This window comes from Moraxella canis (assembly GCF_002014965.1).
In the GTDB taxonomy this organism is placed as follows: Bacteria; Pseudomonadota; Gammaproteobacteria; order Pseudomonadales; family Moraxellaceae; genus Moraxella; species Moraxella canis.
On record NZ_MUXT01000004.1, the window covers coordinates 98,674 to 114,784 of the forward strand.

The window sequence follows — 16,111 nt, forward strand, 5'->3', positions numbered from 1 at the left end:
TAAATGTTTCGAGCGTATTTAGCAAGAGATGTTTGGCTAATTTAAGTAAATCTTGAAATTTAAGCGGCTTGGCATCATTGATTTTGTGAAATTATCGCCTAAATTGTGTTAAAATAGCAAGTTTTTATCAAATCACTGATTTTGCCTATTAAAGCAAGTCTATCGGAAAAAAGCCCATGAATGCAACCACTTATAATTATCCCAAAACTTATGATGTCATCGTCATTGGCGGTGGTCATGCAGGCACTGAAGCTGCATTGGCGGCAGCTCGAACTGGCGCACAGACTTTGCTTGTGACGCATAATATTGAGACTTTGGGGCAGATGAGCTGCAATCCTGCCATTGGTGGGATCGGTAAGTCGCATTTGGTGCGTGAAGTTGATGCCTTGGGCGGTGCAATGGCACTGGCGACAGATAAGGCAGGCATTCAATTTCGGGTGCTCAATAGTCGAAAAGGGGCGGCGGTCAGAGCCACGCGCGCGCAAGCGGATCGTATCTTATATAAGGCTGCCATTCGGCATACGCTTGAAAATCAGCCTAATCTTGATCTATTTCAGCAGCCTGTGGACGATATTATTATTGAAAATGGTAAAGCAGTGGCGGTGGTGACGGCATCGGGTGTGCGGATCGGTGCGCGTGCCGTGGTGCTGACATCAGGGACATTTTTGGGTGGTGTGATTCATGTTGGCTTAGACAGCCAAAGTGGGGGTAGAGCGGGGGATATGCCGTCGATTCGCTTGGCGGATCGCTTGCGTGAGCTCAAGCTGCCGGTGGGACGCCTAAAAACTGGTACGCCGGCGCGCATTGATGCAAGAACGGTGGATTTTAGCGTGATGACGCCGCAGCCAGGTGATACGCCGCTGCCTGTCATGAGCTATATGGGTGATGTATCAATGCATCCGACCCAAATTAACTGCTATATCACTCATACCAATAAACGCACGCATGATATTATCCGTGCCAATCTTGATCGCAGCCCCATGTTCAGCGGTAAAATTGAAGGTGTTGGACCTCGTTATTGTCCAAGTATCGAAGATAAGATTCACCGTTTTGCTGATAAAGACAGCCATCAAATTTTTATTGAGCCAGAGGGGCTTACGACGCATGAATTATACCCAAATGGCATCTCGACCAGTTTGCCATTTGATGTTCAGGTTGATTTTATTCATAGTATGAAAGGGCTTGAAAATGCGCACATCACGCGTCCAGGCTATGCCATTGAATATGATTATTTTGATCCACAAAATCTAAAACCGACTTTGGAGACCAAGTCGATTGATGCTTTGTATTTTGCAGGTCAAATCAATGGTACCACGGGCTATGAAGAAGCTGCCGCTCAAGGGTTGCTGGCTGGACTAAATGCCGCGCGTCAAGCAACCAATCAAGAAGAATGGATCCCGCAGCGTCATGAGGCTTATTTGGGCGTGCTGGTGGATGATTTGATTACTCATGGCACCAAAGAACCTTATCGGATGTTCACCAGCCGTGCTGAGCATCGCCTGCTTTTGCGCGAAGACAACGCTGATGAGCGCCTAACTGCCATCGGGCGCAAGCTTGGTCTTGTTGATGATGAGCGCTGGGATAAATTTAATCAAAAAATGGACGCCATCGCCACAGAAACTGCGCGCCTAAAAGACATTTGGGCAGCACCAAACAATGCCATCGGTAAAGAGTTTATGGCTAATACAGGCGAAGTTTTGACCAAAGAAAATTCATTGCTGGATTTGCTTAAGCGTCCTACTATTAATTTTTCTGACATTGCTTTGGTATCTGACAGTCAAGTGAGCGCCGAAGTGGGTGAGCAGATTGAAATTGGCGTCAAATATGCAGGCTATATTGATCGTCAAAATGAAGAAATTGAGCAGATGAAACGCCTTGAAAACACAGCGCTGCCCCTTGATTTTGATTATGTGGGCGTGTCGGGTTTGTCTAATGAGATTGTCCAAAAACTCTCACAGGTGCGACCAGCGACATTGGGTCAAGCAAGCCGTATCAGCGGCGTTACGCCTGCCGCGATCAATTTGCTTGCCATGACCCTTAAAAAACAAAAAGCTGCGATGAAGCGCTAACAGGTCTTTGATCAAATGAATGGTTGTATTTTGTTAGCCATTCATTTAAATTAATATACAAAACAACGCGTGAGGCTAACACTGTGAGTGCTCAAGAGTTATTTGCTGCCATTGGTTTTGCATTTGTCATTGTCTTTCCAAACCTTGCTTTGATGACTTTGGGGTACGGTATGCAGCGGCGCGACGTGGTGAATGCAAATTTCATCGAAGTGGCATCGAACATGGTGTTTAATTATTGCTTGCCTTGCTTGTTATTCTTTAGTGTCCTAAAAAGCGATGTGCAGATTTTGGCGCAGTCTAAGCTGTTGTTAGCAGGATTTATCACGACTTTTACACTGTTTTTTTTGGCGGAAATTTACGCCAAATTTTTTATCAGCGATCCCAAAGACAAAGGCGTCTTCGTTCAAGGCGTTTTTCGCTCAAATATGGCAATCATCAGCCTTGCAACCGTTTCTAACGCTTATGGCAGCGAAGGCTTGGGCGTGGGTGCAGTCTATATGGGCGTTATCACCATTTTATATAATATCTTGGCGGTCATCACGCTGTCACGCACCACTCAAAACACGGGCGGATTGTTCACGCAAGCCAAAAGTATTTTAATCAAAATCATCAAAAATCCACTGATCATTGCTTTGGTGTCTGCTTTTTTATATAAAGCGCTTGATTTGCCTATGCTGCCAGAATTTATCAATAAAACAGGGGCGCTACTTGGCGCGGTCGCCTTGCCGCTTGCGCTGATTTGTGCTGGCGCCACGCTGGATGTCAAATCGATGATGAGCTTATCTGGATTATCAATGCAGGCAAGCATTGGGCGAATTATTGTGGCGCCTATTTTAACTGTTTTAGTGGGTGTGCTGATGAAACTGCCGCCTTTGCATTTTGGGGTATTATTTTTAATGGTGGCAAGTCCAGTAGCCGCTGCAAGTTATGTGATGGCAAAGGCGATGGGCGGTAATGATGTTTTGGCGGCAAATATTTTGGGATTTACGACAGTCTTTGGGATGATTGGCATGGCGATCGGCATGGCGTTTTTAAGGGCGCTTGGTTGGGTTTAGATGTATCATTTTACCTGTGCATACAAACTGTAGCATAATCACTACAAATCAGGGTTAATAATTTTAGGCGAACTTGTTATTATAAAGCCAAGTAATGATGAGATGCTAAAACGATGGCTATCGTCATGTATTAAACTCTGTAATGTAATCTATTAAACACACCCAAGCTGATGCCTTTTGAGCATTGAGCCAAATAACTATAAGGATGTTATGATGAGCCAAAATGATATTTTCCAAGCCCTAATCGTATCACACGATGTACAGCGTAAACTGTGTGATAATATTGAATCGCTGCTAGATTCCGATCTTGATGCCGCCAAAAAGGCATATCCTGAACTTGAAATTGAGCTACAAGCTCACGCCGCTGCCGAAGAGCGTCATCTTTATGCCCCTGTCATGCAATATGATGAAGGGCTCGATTTGTCTCGTCATGCGATCTCTGAGCATCATGAGATGGATGAGATGATGCATAAGCTAAATGATGGTCGCATCAGTGATGATACTTGGAAAGAAACGTGCCATGACTTGATTCATGAAGTTAGACATCATTTAAAAGAAGAAGAAGGCGAGTTTTTTATTCAAGCCAGAAAGCTATTGGATGAAGAGCAGCAAGAGCGATTGGGCGCATTGTATGAAGTCGAACACAGTCATTTTGAGCGCAATAATGACTGATGATCACACTTAACATAGCAGATATTAAAAAGCCCTTACGATAGTAGTAAGGGCTTTATTTTTAAGATGAATTTATGAAATATTTTTGACGCCAGCGCCATGTAGCGTGCTGTAACCGCCAGCGTGTTTTTCAACGACAATTTGAGTATCAATTCTTTCTTTTAAGCTGGCAACATGGCTAATAATACCAATGCTTTTACCGCTTTGCTGTAGCTCAAATAGCGTATTTAGTGCCAAATCCAAAGCTGTTTCGTCCAGTGTGCCAAAGCCTTCATCCAAAAAGAGTGATTCTATCTGCACATTTTGACTGTTAATTTGTGATAACCCTAGCGCTAATGCCAATGAAATAATAAAACTTTCGCCGCCGGATAAATTTTTACTGCTGCGTACAGCATCGCCTTGATGAAGATCTGTCACTAAGATTTCAAGCGCCTTAGAGCTATCGCCATCAAAGGTCAGCAAATAGCGGTCGTTCATTTTTGCTAAGATTTGATTGGCGTGATAAAGCACCAAATCCAGCGTCAAACCCTGTACAAAGTTTCGATATTTTTTGCCATCTGCTGAGCCGATCAGCATATCTAGTTTTGCCCATACCGCATTTCCTTGTTCTTGGCGTTTGATGTCTTCGAGAAGCTGAGAATGTCGCTCACGATTTTTAAGCTCACCACTTTTGATGGCATTCAGCTCGCCAATAGATTGGTTGATGCCTTCTAGTTGCCGCTGTAGATCTGTTAGCTTTGTTTGTAAGTCGTCAGTATTTAATTGCTTGGCATTGGGATGAGCCATGGTAAGCTTGTCAAGTTTTTCTTGGCAGTTATTGAGCGATACTTTGGTTTGATTGAGCTTATCAATGATGGCGTCATGAGCGGTTTTGAGCTCGATCATCTCATCTTCTGAGATCATTGCTGCTAGGAATTCATCTTGAGTGCTAAACTCCGATGCCATCAGTGCGTCATCAAACGCTGCTTTGCTTTGATCAAGCTTATTAGTCAATTCTGTGATGCTAAGATCTAAGCTTTCGATGGTCGCTTTTTGGGCATGTAAGGCGGTCTGATCATCATGCAAAGCTTTGGTGCTACTATCAAGATCTGCTCTGGCTTTGGTGAGTTGATCTTGATACTGTTTGTCGATTTGGTCAGGATCTTGATCACCGAGCAGGGCGGTGCGCTCAGCGGTTTGGGTTTTGATTTCAAGAGTTTTGTCATCCAAAGTGCGGTTTAGCTCATCAATTAAAGGCGTAAGTTCTTGAATTTTTTCGGTGTGTGCGTTGATCTGCGCATCTAAGTGGATGAGTTTGGTTTGTTTCTCCAAAAGATCATCATTCAGCGCCATCGCTTGATTGGCTTGAGATTCAAGTGAATGCTGAGCATTGGATAAAGTGTGCCAAACTTGGTCAAATTCTTCTTCATTAAGCTTGAATACACTCAGACTAAAGTCTTCAGCATTCGGTAGGATATTGCCTTGGGTGTGATGTGCGATGGTATCATACCAAGTGCTGATTTCGGATAGATGCTGTTTGATGGCGCTAAACTCATCTGTCGTGCTAATGGCGCTTTGTGCTTGGATCAGCTGATTAAATGCAGCTAATAGCTGATCGCAAAAATGCGATTTGGCATCAAAGATTTCGCGCATCAGCATCTCTGTATTATCACGAAGCATTAGACCGTTAGCCTTTAGATTTTCTTTTTCAATCGTTTGTTTGTCTTTATGAGCGATCAGCTGATTGAGTTCATGTAAAAGCCCACTGCTTAGCCGATAAGTCTCTTCAAGATGTTGAATGTTATCTTGACTATTTTTAATCAATTTATCAATTTCACTTTTGCTTGGCAGGGCAGTTGGATTGTCTGAGTTTATCTCACCAGCGATCGCCTGCCATGCGGCATTAAGATCGTGATACAGATGCTTGCTTTTATTTTGTGCAAGACTCAAACGCTCTTGATGAGCATCCAAAGTCACCTGCAGCTTGTGTAATGTGGTCGTGTGCTGATTGGCGGTCTCATTGAGTTCATTGAGCTTGGTTTCGCACAATAATAATTTTTCTTTAGCCAGTTCGGCGTTTTTACCGTCCAAGTGATTGGGCTGCGACTTAAAAGGATGCTCGGTACTCCCACAAAGCGGGCAAGGATCGCCATCTTTGAGCTGATCAAAGTGCGCTTTCATATGCAAAATTTGCTTATGTAGCTCATAATTTTCCAAGACCGTTTTATGAGTCTCGCTCGCTTGTTCGATCTTTTGAGAGAGTGTCTCTAAAGCAGTTTGGATGTTGGCTTTTTCTGTTTGTAGATCACTCATCTTGCGACAGGTGTCACTGATTTCAGATTGAATGAGTGTGTTTTGCTCATAATTTTCACAGATGCGATCTAGCGTATGCAGAATGTGTGTTTGCTGCTTGATTTTTGCGTATTGATTTTCTATGGTTTTTTGTAGGATATCTACATTAATAATATCTTGTTTATTTAAGTTTAATTTATCAATAATTTTATCATTTGTGGCGATAATTTGGCTATCCATAGAGCTTAGAGTGTTACCGATAGCTTTAAAAGTCTTTCGCTTATCCTCAAGCTCGCCAAGACGATTGTTGAATGTCTCAATGCGCTGAAGCTGCTGCTGATGAGCGTGTGTTATCGCGCGCCGCAGCGTATCATATTGTGAGATATGATTATTGCATAGGTGTAATTTTTTATTTATGTTATCACTGTCAATGCGATTAATTTTTTGTTGGATACTATCAATCTCTTGCACCAAAGCTGATTGATTGGCTTGGGTTTCTTTGAGTAGCTCTTGCGCAGATGAATGCGTTTGTTTTGTTTTTTCAAGGGTTTGGATGAGGCTTTGCTGCTCTTTATACAAAGCACTGATATGCTGATCAAGCCTGCGAGCTGCTTGAAGTTTCGGCTTTAAGATGTCATAATCATGAGTTAATTTGTTAATATTTTCTTGAAATTGATCATGCGCTTGACTGTGCTTTTGATGGCTTAAATGTATTTCGTTCAGACGAGTATTAAGTGTGATGAGCTGCTCTTTTTTATTGAGCTGCTCAAGATGCTGCTCATGAAACACTGTGTAAAGTGGCTGCAAATTTTTGGCATTATGAGCGCGATTCAAACGCTGTATATTTGGTTCAAAATTGGTTAAGTCTTCTTGATGCTCGATCAGCTTTGCTTGATAATGCGTGATTTCCTGATTCAAAGTTTGATAGTCATCGGCAGTTTTTTGGTGATCACTGACAAGCTTAATCTGAGACTCAAGCGAGCTTTTTTGTTCTGTGATTGCGCTGATTTGCTCAATTAATTGGTCATATTCTTCTGAATTTAATAAACGAACTTCGCCCAATTTGATTTGTAGATTTTTTAATAAATTAAGCTGTTCTTTGTGCTTTTCAAAGGCTGCTTGCCCGATTTTGGCATAGATGTGCGTGCCTGTAATTTGTTCAAGAATTTGACCGCGCTCGGCGGCGTCCGATTGTAGAAATGCCGCAAATTCGCCTTGTACAAGCATGACCGATCGAGTGAATTGGACTTTATTCATGCCCAAGATACGCTCAACTTCCTTATTGACCAAACTTGCTTTTTCTTCAAGGATTTTTCCATGCGTATCATCGGCGTGCTCAAGTAAGCTGATCTCTCGGCTGACGGCTTGAAGATTACCATCGACTTTTTGCTTGGCTCTGCGCTGCGACCAACTGACTTGATATATTTTATCATTAGCGCGAAAAACGACGGTACTGGCAGCCATGGCGGTGCCAATACTCATCAGCTCATTATGCGTGGCAGAAACATTCAGACGAGGCGTCTCACCATATAAAGCCAAGCAGATGGCATCCAAAATCGTCGTTTTGCCGGCGCCTGTAGGACCTGTGATGGCAAATAAAGCGTGGCTATTAAAAGCAGGATCTTCAAAATCTATCTGCCATTTGCCTTTTAGGGAGTTAATATTTTCAAAGGTAAGTTTTAAGATTTTCATTTTAAGCTAACCTTTAAAATCAGACGGCTTTATGATCGGTTTCTTGGATTTCTTTGATCAAATCTTGGTAAGCGCCGATAAGATCGTTTTTTTCGTCTTGATTGAGATCTTCTTTATCAAGCCGCTTATAAAATACATCCATTTCATCAAGTTCTTCTAAATTTAGGGTAGGCGTGTTTGATTTTAGGCTGCCTTGATAGGTGGCTTTATTTTTGATGCTGATCGCAGCAATGCTTGAGCCTTCAAGCAGATCAACAATTTGCTGCTTTAAATTGGTGATGAGGGTATCGCCAACATATTCAATCTCAAGCCAAATGGGCTCATCATATGCCTTTAGGGTGTCGATGGCGCTAGCGATGAACGCCATATCGCCGCAGATTCTAGCAAGGCTATGAAAAATCGGAACAGGCAGGTTGTGCACACAGATGGCATCGTTATCTTGATTGGCGCTATGAAATAAATCATCCTTAGGGGGCGTTGATGTTTGCGTGCTTTTATTTAGCGGTAAATCAACAATCAGCACTTGTTTGTGGCGTCCAATCTCTCCAAATCCCATCGCGATTGGCGAGCCACTGTAGCGGATATGATTTTTTTGACCGACTTTTTGGGCGGCATGAATATGACCGAGCGCCACATAATCAATGGCATCATCAAAAATCTGACTGCTGATCTGACCAAGCGTTCCAATCTGAATATCGCGCATGCCATCATCGGTGGATGAGACAGCGGCACCAGCGGCATAGAGATGTCCTGTGGCGATGATGGGAATGGTTTTTTGGTGGGTGTGATAAACGGCTTGCTGCTTATCCTTGGCAAGATTGGCTAAAGATTGGTAATAGTCAGCCACACCTTCAAGTAAAAGCTGATTTTTTTGGTGAATTGAGCTGGCATCAATACCACTTCTGACATCACGATCACGGATATAAGGTACTGCCATCACGATGGCGCTTGGGATGCCTGCATCATCTGTCAGCATGATCAGCTCATCGGATTTATCTTGGCTGACACTGCCGATCACATGAGTATTTAACACGCCTAGCACTTCTTTGGTTTTTTGGAGGCTGGTGGGCGAGTCATGATTACCTGCAACCACGACGATGTGCTGAATATGATTTTTAAAGGCGGTGGCAAGAAAGTGATGGTAGAGATGTTCTGCACGGTTGCTTGGCGTCATGGTGTCAAAGATGTCGCCTGCAACAATCAAAACATCCACTTGATACAATGTCAAAGTCTCAATCAGCCAATCCAAAAATTTGGCAAATTCCTCATAGCGCGACTGATTATATAAAAGCTTACCCAAATGCCAATCAGATGTATGCAGTATGCGCAGCGAGTCATTGGGCTTTGGTAGGACGGGCGGAATGGGGCTTTGATGGGTTAGATGCGTTTTAAATGTATTCATGACAGTCACCAAATATCAAAAAAAGACCGCAAAAAAGCGGTCTTTGGTCAAACGACGGTGCGCACGGTTTCGGCTTTATCCAAGGCGGTGTATAGGCGATTGACCTGATCGGCATCGGTTAAATACAAATTCACGCGCACAGAATGAAAGCGACCTGTACGAGACGGGCGAACCTGCATGGTCGCTGCGTCAAACTCAGGGAAAATCTCTGCCAAAATCAGCTTGACTTCATTGATCAGTGCTTCGTGATGTCCTTCGTGCCCGATGATGCTCATGGGATAATCCATTGGAAAATTCCAAAGCTCAGGCGTCTGAATCTCGGTGCGTGTTGGGGTTTTTGGAGTGTCAGTCATGAGTGATCCTAAATGATGTTATTGTGGGTATTAAATGGGGTGTTTTTGTCAAATTTAAAGTGCTGTCATTAAAAGCTAATTGACCAAAAACTCCATCACTGCCTTTGAGCCCACAAAACCGATCGCCAGCAATAAAAATCCATAGACTGCAAAATTTGCCGCACGCTTACCACGCCAGCCGTAGCGATAGTGACCAGCAATCAAAAGCCCGTATAATAGCCAGCTCAGCAAGCTAAACACCATCTTATGTGCCAGATGCTGATCTAAGATATCATAAGTTGCGACCAGACCAAGCCCAAGCGCGATACTCAAAATCACAAATCCAGTCAGCACCATATCAAACAAAAGACTCTCCATGCTCTGTAAAGACGGCAGGCGACTGACCCAAAATCGATGGATGGTTTTGTGTTTAAGCTCACGAATTTGTAAGCGCAGCAGCACACCTTGAACGGCTGCCATCAGTAGCGCACAGTAAGCAGCAAACGATAGTAAAATGTGGATTTGCAGGGTGTTTGACAAATCGGTGAGCGGCTCATAAGCCACTTGACCAAAATACCCTAAACTCACCCCAAGCGCCGCCATCGGCACCGCCAAGATCCCCAAGCTTAAAATTGGTCGATACAGCCCAAAGAGCACATAAAACAGCACAAAAAATAAGCTCGTTAAGCTCAATGTGTTAAATAAATTAAAGTTCAGTCCGTAAAGGGTGATGATTTGAGGTGTTAGCACCCAGCCATGCAGGATCATGGCAGCGACCAGTATGCTGAGAACTGAACGATGGATCGGCGCATCCTTAACCAGCGCATACGCCAAATAAAAGCTTGTCCCTACATACAGTGTCAGACAAAGTAAAAAAATCACCAGCACGGCTACCCCTTTGTTTATGCCCAGTCTTATATTTTTGGGTGAGTTTATCCACAAAAATCACGCTAAAATGTGAAGATTTGGCATGAATCGTGCAATTAAATTGGAATATTTGCCTAATTTAGCATAAAATAGCAGGTATTTGTAGCAATACTTTTATGGGCATTCAAATGATCATAAGCAAATCTTGAGCGATGCCCACACTTTGAAATAACGCATTGGAAAAATTATGTTTGATACTTTAACCGAACGACTTTCTGGCAGTTTGCGCAATATCGCAGGCACAGGACAGCTGACCGAAGACAACATCAAAGACACCCTAAGAGAAGTGCGCATGGCACTGCTTGAGGCGGATGTTGCGCTGCCGGTTGCGCGTGACTTTGTGGCGCGCGTCAAGGAGCAGGCGCTCGGTCAAGAAGTGCTCAAAGAGCTTGCCCCTGGTCAGGCGTTTGTTAAAATTGTTTATGATGAGCTCACCGAGATGATGGGCAGTGCCAATCAGGCGCTTGAGATGACGGGTAAGCCGCCCGTGGTGTATCTGCTGGCAGGCTTGCAGGGTGCAGGTAAGACGACCACTGCAGGTAAGCTTGCTAAATTTTTGCAAGACAAACAAAACAAAAAGGTCATGCTGGTGTCAGCCGACGTGTATCGTCCAGCGGCTATCAAGCAGCTTGAGCAGGTAGCAGCTCAAGTGGGCGCAAGCTTTGTGCCTTCGACAACTGATGAAAATCCGATCGACATCGCGCGCCGAGCCATCGAACAAGCCAAGCTTCAGTACCAAGATATTTTGATCATTGATACCGCAGGTCGTCTGCATATTGATGATGAGATGATGAGCGAAATCAAGGAATTAACCAAGGCGGTCAATCCTGTAGAGACGCTGTTTGTTGTGGATTCGATGACAGGTCAGGATGCGGCAAATACTGCCAAAGCATTTAATGACGCCCTGCCTTTGACAGGCGTGATTTTGACCAAGACCGATGGTGATGCGCGCGGCGGTGCGGCGCTTTCGGTGCGTGCGATCACAGGTAAGCCGATCAAGTTTTTGGGTCGCGGTGAGAAATTAGAAGCGCTTGAGCTGTTCCACCCTGAGCGTATCGCTCAGCGTATCCTTGGCATGGGCGATGTGCTGTCTTTGGTCGAAGAAGTTGAACAAAAAATCGACCGCGAAAAAGCCGAAAAAATGGCGAAAAAAATCCAAAAAGGTGGCGAGTTTGATTTAGAAGACTTACTTACCCAATTTCAGCAGATGAAAAATTTGGGTGGTATGGCAGGATTTTTGGATAAGATGCCAGGCTTGGGCGGTGCTGATATCCAAAAAGCGATGGAAGAAGCCAAACCTGAAGAAAAAGTCAAGGAAATGGAAGCGCTTATTCATTCGATGACGCCTTTTGAGCGCCAAAATCCAGATAAAATCACCCCAAGCCGCAAGCGCCGTATCGCAGCAGGCTCAGGCAGACAGATTCAAGATGTCAATCGCCTGCTCAAGCAGCACAAACAAATGGCAAAAATGATGAAAATGATCAGCCGACCTGATGGCATTGGCAAAATGATGAAAGCGGTGCAAGGTTTGACTCGCGGTATGTCAGGCGGCGGACCTTTATTTGGTAATAAAGGCGCTAATCAGGCAGGCGCGCCAACGATGCAAGAAATGCAAAAATCCATGCAGGATCTGGGTCTAAAGCCAGAAGATATGCCAAGCATGGAAGAGATGCAAAAAAAGATGCAAGAAATGCAAAACCAGCTTCCACCGAACTTTAAAAAGCGTTTTTGATGGGCGGCTGATATGTCAAAGTTAATGGCATTTGATACGGTCTTTGAGCAATGTTCGATTGCGCTCATGGCAGATGGCTTGGTGATTTATGAGCAGACCGTGCCAGGCAGCCGTGGGCAAACTGAGATTATTTTATCTTTGGTGGATGAAGCGCTGTCTAAGACCAATTTTAAGTTATCAAACATAGACTGTTTGGCGTTTAATCGTGGTCCTGGTGCGTTTAGCGGCATTCGTATTAATACGGCGGTGGTACAAGCCTTGTCGGTGGCGCACGAGACGTTGTGCGTGGGTGTGTCAAGTTTGGCTGCGCTAGCGGACACAGCGCATCAGCTGCACCGATTTGAAGGAGCATCACACATTACAGCAGTGATGGATGCGCGTCAAGATCAAGTGTATGCCGGCAATTTCATCATTAAAGATGGCAGTATTGAGCCAGTGATCGATGCTTACAATCCCTATGGCAACGAATTTTTGGCAGAGTATGGCAGCGCAGTAGCTGCTGATGTCATCGTTGGCGACGGCGCATCTTTGATTGAGACAAATGCAAAACTTGTGCAGGCTCAGCCCACGGCAGGTGATATCGCTCGACTGGCTTTGAGTGAATATCACCAAGGTCGCGCGGTGCCTGCTGAACACGCTTTACCTGTTTATCTAAGAGATAATGCTTGGAAGACTTTGGCTGAGCAAGGTAAATGACCGTATCAATCCCTATTTATCCTTGAGTGTATCTTGATAAATGGCGATGTTTATATAGTTATAAAAGCCAATACAGTCACCGCTGAGCTGCTGGCTATCATTTAAGGCGGCTGAAGCAAAGGCGTTGCCTACTTTTTTATTTTTGAGATGATTGATGGATATTTTGCTGATTATCAAAGCGATCATAATGGGCGTGGTAGAAGGCATTGCCGAATTTTTGCCCATTTCAAGCACAGGATATCTGATTTTGTCTGCAGATATCATGAATTTTTTAAGTGGTGAATTTCGCAATTTATTCATTGTGTTTATTCAGCTGGGTGCGATCTCGGCGGTCATTTATGATTACTGGGGCAGGCTTTGGGATGCATTCATGGGATTGATGACAGGGCAATCATCCAGTCTTGCCAATCCAAGACGGCTTGGGTTTTCTTTGATTATCGCAAGCTTACCTGTGATGGTGGTTGGTTTTACGATGGCGGATTTCATCACTGGTGCACTGTTTCATCCTTTGGTGGTGGCGACCATGCTCATCTTAGGTGCGCTGATTATTATTTATGCTGAAAAAAATCCTCGCCAAATTCATGCGCTAGAAGCTGAGCATATCGGCTTTAAGACAGCGCTTGGCATCGGTCTGTGTCAGTGTTTGGCATTGATTCCAGGTACCAGTCGTTCAGGCTCAACGATTATTGGGGCGCTACTATTAGGGACATCTCGCAAGGCGGCGACGGAGTTTTCTTTTTTCTTGGGCATTCCTGTGATCATTGGTGCTGCACTTCTTGACTTGGTCAAACATTTTGATGCAATACAAACCTTGAGTGACTGGCTAATCCTGCTGATTGGGACAGGAGTGTCTTTTGTTGTCGCACTTTTGTGTATTCGACTGATGGTGGCTTGGGTGAGCCAAAAAGACTTTATGATTTTTGCTTGGCTAAGAATCGCGACAGGGGTTTTGGTGTTGATTGCGTTTTTTGGGTTTAATTATCAAATTCAAGCTTGAGCCATCAACCCAAGCGATCATGATGATATGTTAGAGAGCTGCTGTGCGATTATCACTTCTTTATGACAAGCCAAATACAGTGATTGACGAGCTTTTGTCCATTTGTCAAGCGCATGAGCTGCCACTTGATTTGGATGTGCATCAGCAAGACAAGCTAAACGATAAGCAAATTTTACGGTTTAAACAAACTGGCGACGCACCCATCATTGCTATCTTAAAAAACACACCGACGCTAATCAAAGCTGAAGATAAAACCGTCATCAAATCTGCGCTGAACTGGGCAGCGCTTCAGCATCGTATTGTCACAGCAGGGCGTAAGTCAGAGCTGATTTTGCAGGCGTGTAAACTGCAAGCAGGCATGACGGCGCTAGACGGTACTGCAGGGTTTGGTCATGATGCGCTGATTTTGGCGAGCAGTGGAGCGCAGGTAACTTTGTGTGAGAGCAACCCTGTGATGGCGCTGCTGCTATATTATGAATATCACACCATGGCTCAAGTGGCGAATTGGCAGGGGCTTTTGGGTCGGATGGACATCATCTACAACAATACCAGTGAGATGACAGGGGAGTTTGATTGTGTGTATTTGGATCCAATGTTCCCTAAAGACAGCTATAAAGCCAAAGTGAATAAACAAATGCAAGCCTTGCATGATTTGGCAGCGCCGCCGACGCAGTCAGAAGCACATCAGCTTTTTTGTCAGTCGATGGACATGCTTAAACCAAGCGGCAAGCTGATCATCAAAAGACCGATCGGTGCGCCGTATTTTGATCAACAATCACCAGATCATAGCATTCAAAATGAAGCACTAAGATTTGATCGCTATGATAAAAATAGGCACTCAGCCTGAGATTTGGGGCGATGATAATTTGTCAAAGCTCATCATAACAGCAGCATAATGGCATAGTTATTTGGGAGAATTTAAGTGGATGGCTGGATAATATGGGCATATCTTGCCCTAAATGTGCTGATATTAATACAAAATTTCACGCAAAAAACCCGTATCCGAAAACTGGAAGATGCGTTATTCGTCTATAAACAACAAGAGTGGCTTGAGTACGCAAAATCGCAATCACACTTACCGCAAGTCAAAGCCATCAAAGCCATTCGTACCAAATTCCCAGAGATCAGCCTAAGACAAGCGGTGCAGCTATATGTGATGATAAGTTCGCCAAAAAATAACTCATGAAAAATCTTAAAACCCACGCACCCATGACTTTGAGCGATAAGTTCATCGCATGGCTGCAGCTGACACGCTTTGATAAACCTGTTGGCACTGAGCTGTTATTACATCCGACGCTTTGGGCATTGTTTTTGGCATACGCAGGTCAAAAATCACTGCCAAGCATTCAGCACATTGTGATTTTTGCTTTGGGAGCCATTTTGATGCGTGCGGCTGGCTGTGCGATCAATGACTTTGCCGACCGAAAAGTAGATGGGCAAGTCAAGCGCACCAATACAAGACCGCTAGCAGATGGCAGGCTGTCGCCAAAAACAGCGGTGCTCACCTTCGTTGGCTTATCTTTATTGGCGGCGTGTTTGCTGTTTTTTTTACCCAAAGCGGTTTTTTATTGGTCTTTGGGTGCGGTGTCATTGGCATTTATTTATCCGTTTATGAAGCGCTTTACCAACATGCCGCAATTGGTGTTGGCAGCGGCATTTGGTTGGGCGATTCCCATGGCATTTGTCGCAGTGCAAGGCGCGCCTGATGTGTGGACTTGGGTGCTGTTTTTTGCCTATATGTGTTGGACGGTGGCTTATGACACCGAGTATGCCATGTGTGATCGGGATGATGATCTTAAAATTGGTGTCAAATCAACTGCCATACTCTTTGGCAGATACGATGTAACAATCACCATGGCTTTGAATATTATCTTTACGGTACTGATGATTGCCTCGTTTTGGCACTATTTTAAAGTGATGCCCAAATGGCTGTGCGTGCTGACATTTGTTCCTGTGCTGATGATGTTTTTTCGACAATATCAGCTCATCGCTGACCGTGAGCGCTTAGCGTGCTTTACCGCTTTTAGAGAAAATGTTTGGGTAGGACGGTATGTTTTAACGATGACGGTAGTTTTATGTGTGATTTATTTTAGATAATCTTAAAATTATATTAATTTACAAAAATTAACCGTCTATCATTTTAAAGAAACTTTTTGTAACTTTGCTAAATTGTCATCAAGCTGTCATAAACCAAATTTATAATTTGTACAGCTTAAGTAACTAAGCCACTGCACAAAAACCTTAGAAACTTAGGTTCTTTGAAGTG

General features: G+C 44.0%; 13 protein-coding genes. 9 read left to right on the forward strand and 4 right to left on the reverse strand.

Going from position 1 to position 16,111, the window contains the following annotated elements:
- Positions 1–176 precede the first annotated feature (176 nt).
- The 3 genes from mnmG to B0180_RS02860 all read left to right on the forward strand — a co-directional run bounded on the left by mnmG (position 177) and on the right by B0180_RS02860 (position 3,796).
- The gene (gene mnmG / locus B0180_RS02850; RefSeq protein WP_078255584.1) at positions 177–2,069 is read left to right on the forward strand and encodes a tRNA uridine-5-carboxymethylaminomethyl(34) synthesis enzyme MnmG; all 1,893 of its coding nucleotides are present in this window, start codon (positions 177–179) and stop codon (positions 2,067–2,069) included.
- An 83-nt stretch (positions 2,070–2,152) separates the two neighbouring features.
- Positions 2,153–3,124: an AEC family transporter gene (locus B0180_RS02855; protein ID WP_338065585.1), complete on the forward strand. Its 972-nt coding sequence runs from the start codon at positions 2,153–2,155 to the stop codon at positions 3,122–3,124.
- 213 nt (positions 3,125–3,337) lie between these two features.
- Positions 3,338–3,796 carry a hemerythrin domain-containing protein gene (locus B0180_RS02860; RefSeq protein ID WP_049237305.1) on the forward strand — a complete coding sequence of 153 codons (459 nt, stop codon included), beginning with the start codon at positions 3,338–3,340 and terminating at the stop codon, positions 3,794–3,796.
- Between the two features lie 72 nt (positions 3,797–3,868).
- Here B0180_RS02860 and B0180_RS02865 read toward each other — a convergent pair whose 3' ends face one another.
- The 4 genes from B0180_RS02865 to B0180_RS02880 form a co-directional block, all read right to left on the reverse strand.
- Entirely contained in the window at positions 3,869–7,759 is a 3,891-nt protein-coding gene (locus tag B0180_RS02865) for an AAA family ATPase (RefSeq protein WP_078255585.1), read from the reverse strand.
- 19 nt (positions 7,760–7,778) lie between these two features.
- A complete protein-coding gene (locus tag B0180_RS02870; protein ID WP_233424904.1) occupies positions 7,779–9,161 on the reverse strand; it encodes an exonuclease SbcCD subunit D C-terminal domain-containing protein in 1,383 nt (460 codons plus the stop codon).
- Between the two features lie 47 nt (positions 9,162–9,208).
- Positions 9,209–9,514, reverse strand: coding sequence for a YbeD family protein (locus B0180_RS02875; protein WP_049237302.1), 306 nt, complete (start codon positions 9,512–9,514; stop codon positions 9,209–9,211).
- 75 nt (positions 9,515–9,589) lie between these two features.
- Positions 9,590–10,381 carry a cytochrome C assembly family protein gene (locus B0180_RS02880; RefSeq protein WP_167366910.1) on the reverse strand — a complete coding sequence of 264 codons (792 nt, stop codon included), beginning with the start codon at positions 10,379–10,381 and terminating at the stop codon, positions 9,590–9,592.
- Positions 10,382–10,607: 226 nt separating this feature from the next.
- Between B0180_RS02880 and ffh the strand changes: the two genes are divergently transcribed.
- The 6 genes from ffh to ubiA all read left to right on the forward strand — a co-directional run bounded on the left by ffh (position 10,608) and on the right by ubiA (position 15,942).
- A complete protein-coding gene (ffh, locus tag B0180_RS02885; protein ID WP_049237300.1) occupies positions 10,608–12,152 on the forward strand; it encodes a signal recognition particle protein in 1,545 nt (514 codons plus the stop codon).
- Between the two features lie 12 nt (positions 12,153–12,164).
- On the forward strand, positions 12,165–12,848 hold the full coding sequence (gene tsaB, locus B0180_RS02890; protein ID WP_078255586.1) for a tRNA (adenosine(37)-N6)-threonylcarbamoyltransferase complex dimerization subunit type 1 TsaB: 684 nt from the start codon (positions 12,165–12,167) through the stop codon (positions 12,846–12,848).
- 154 nt (positions 12,849–13,002) lie between these two features.
- Positions 13,003–13,845 carry an undecaprenyl-diphosphate phosphatase gene (locus tag B0180_RS02895; RefSeq protein WP_078255587.1) on the forward strand — a complete coding sequence of 281 codons (843 nt, stop codon included), beginning with the start codon at positions 13,003–13,005 and terminating at the stop codon, positions 13,843–13,845.
- A 43-nt stretch (positions 13,846–13,888) separates the two neighbouring features.
- Positions 13,889–14,692: a class I SAM-dependent methyltransferase gene (locus tag B0180_RS02900; RefSeq protein WP_078255588.1), complete on the forward strand. Its 804-nt coding sequence runs from the start codon at positions 13,889–13,891 to the stop codon at positions 14,690–14,692.
- A gap of 75 nt (positions 14,693–14,767) precedes the next feature.
- A complete protein-coding gene (locus tag B0180_RS02905; protein ID WP_049237295.1) occupies positions 14,768–15,031 on the forward strand; it encodes a hypothetical protein in 264 nt (87 codons plus the stop codon).
- Positions 15,028–15,942, forward strand: coding sequence for a 4-hydroxybenzoate octaprenyltransferase (gene ubiA / locus B0180_RS02910; RefSeq protein WP_078255589.1), 915 nt, complete (start codon positions 15,028–15,030; stop codon positions 15,940–15,942). The genes B0180_RS02905 and ubiA overlap by 4 nt, the downstream gene beginning before the upstream one ends.
- The last annotated feature ends 169 nt before the right edge of the window (positions 15,943–16,111 follow it).

Excerpts from the sequence above, each read along its gene's own strand:
- tsaB (WP_078255586.1), top strand. The coding sequence starts at position 12,165 with ATGTCAAAGTTAATGGCATTTGATACGGTCTTTGAGCAATGTTCGATT.
- B0180_RS02860 (WP_049237305.1), top strand. The coding sequence starts at position 3,338 with ATGAGCCAAAATGATATTTTCCAAGCCCTAATCGTATCACACGATGTA.
- B0180_RS02875 (WP_049237302.1), bottom strand. The coding sequence starts at position 9,514 with ATGACTGACACTCCAAAAACCCCAACACGCACCGAGATTCAGACGCCT.
- ffh (WP_049237300.1), top strand. The coding sequence starts at position 10,608 with ATGTTTGATACTTTAACCGAACGACTTTCTGGCAGTTTGCGCAATATC.
- mnmG (WP_078255584.1), top strand. The coding sequence starts at position 177 with ATGAATGCAACCACTTATAATTATCCCAAAACTTATGATGTCATCGTC.
- B0180_RS02870 (WP_233424904.1), bottom strand. The coding sequence starts at position 9,161 with ATGAATACATTTAAAACGCATCTAACCCATCAAAGCCCCATTCCGCCC.
- B0180_RS02865 (WP_078255585.1), bottom strand. The coding sequence starts at position 7,759 with ATGAAAATCTTAAAACTTACCTTTGAAAATATTAACTCCCTAAAAGGC.
- B0180_RS02895 (WP_078255587.1), top strand. The coding sequence starts at position 13,003 with ATGGATATTTTGCTGATTATCAAAGCGATCATAATGGGCGTGGTAGAA.
- ubiA (WP_078255589.1), top strand. The coding sequence starts at position 15,028 with ATGAAAAATCTTAAAACCCACGCACCCATGACTTTGAGCGATAAGTTC.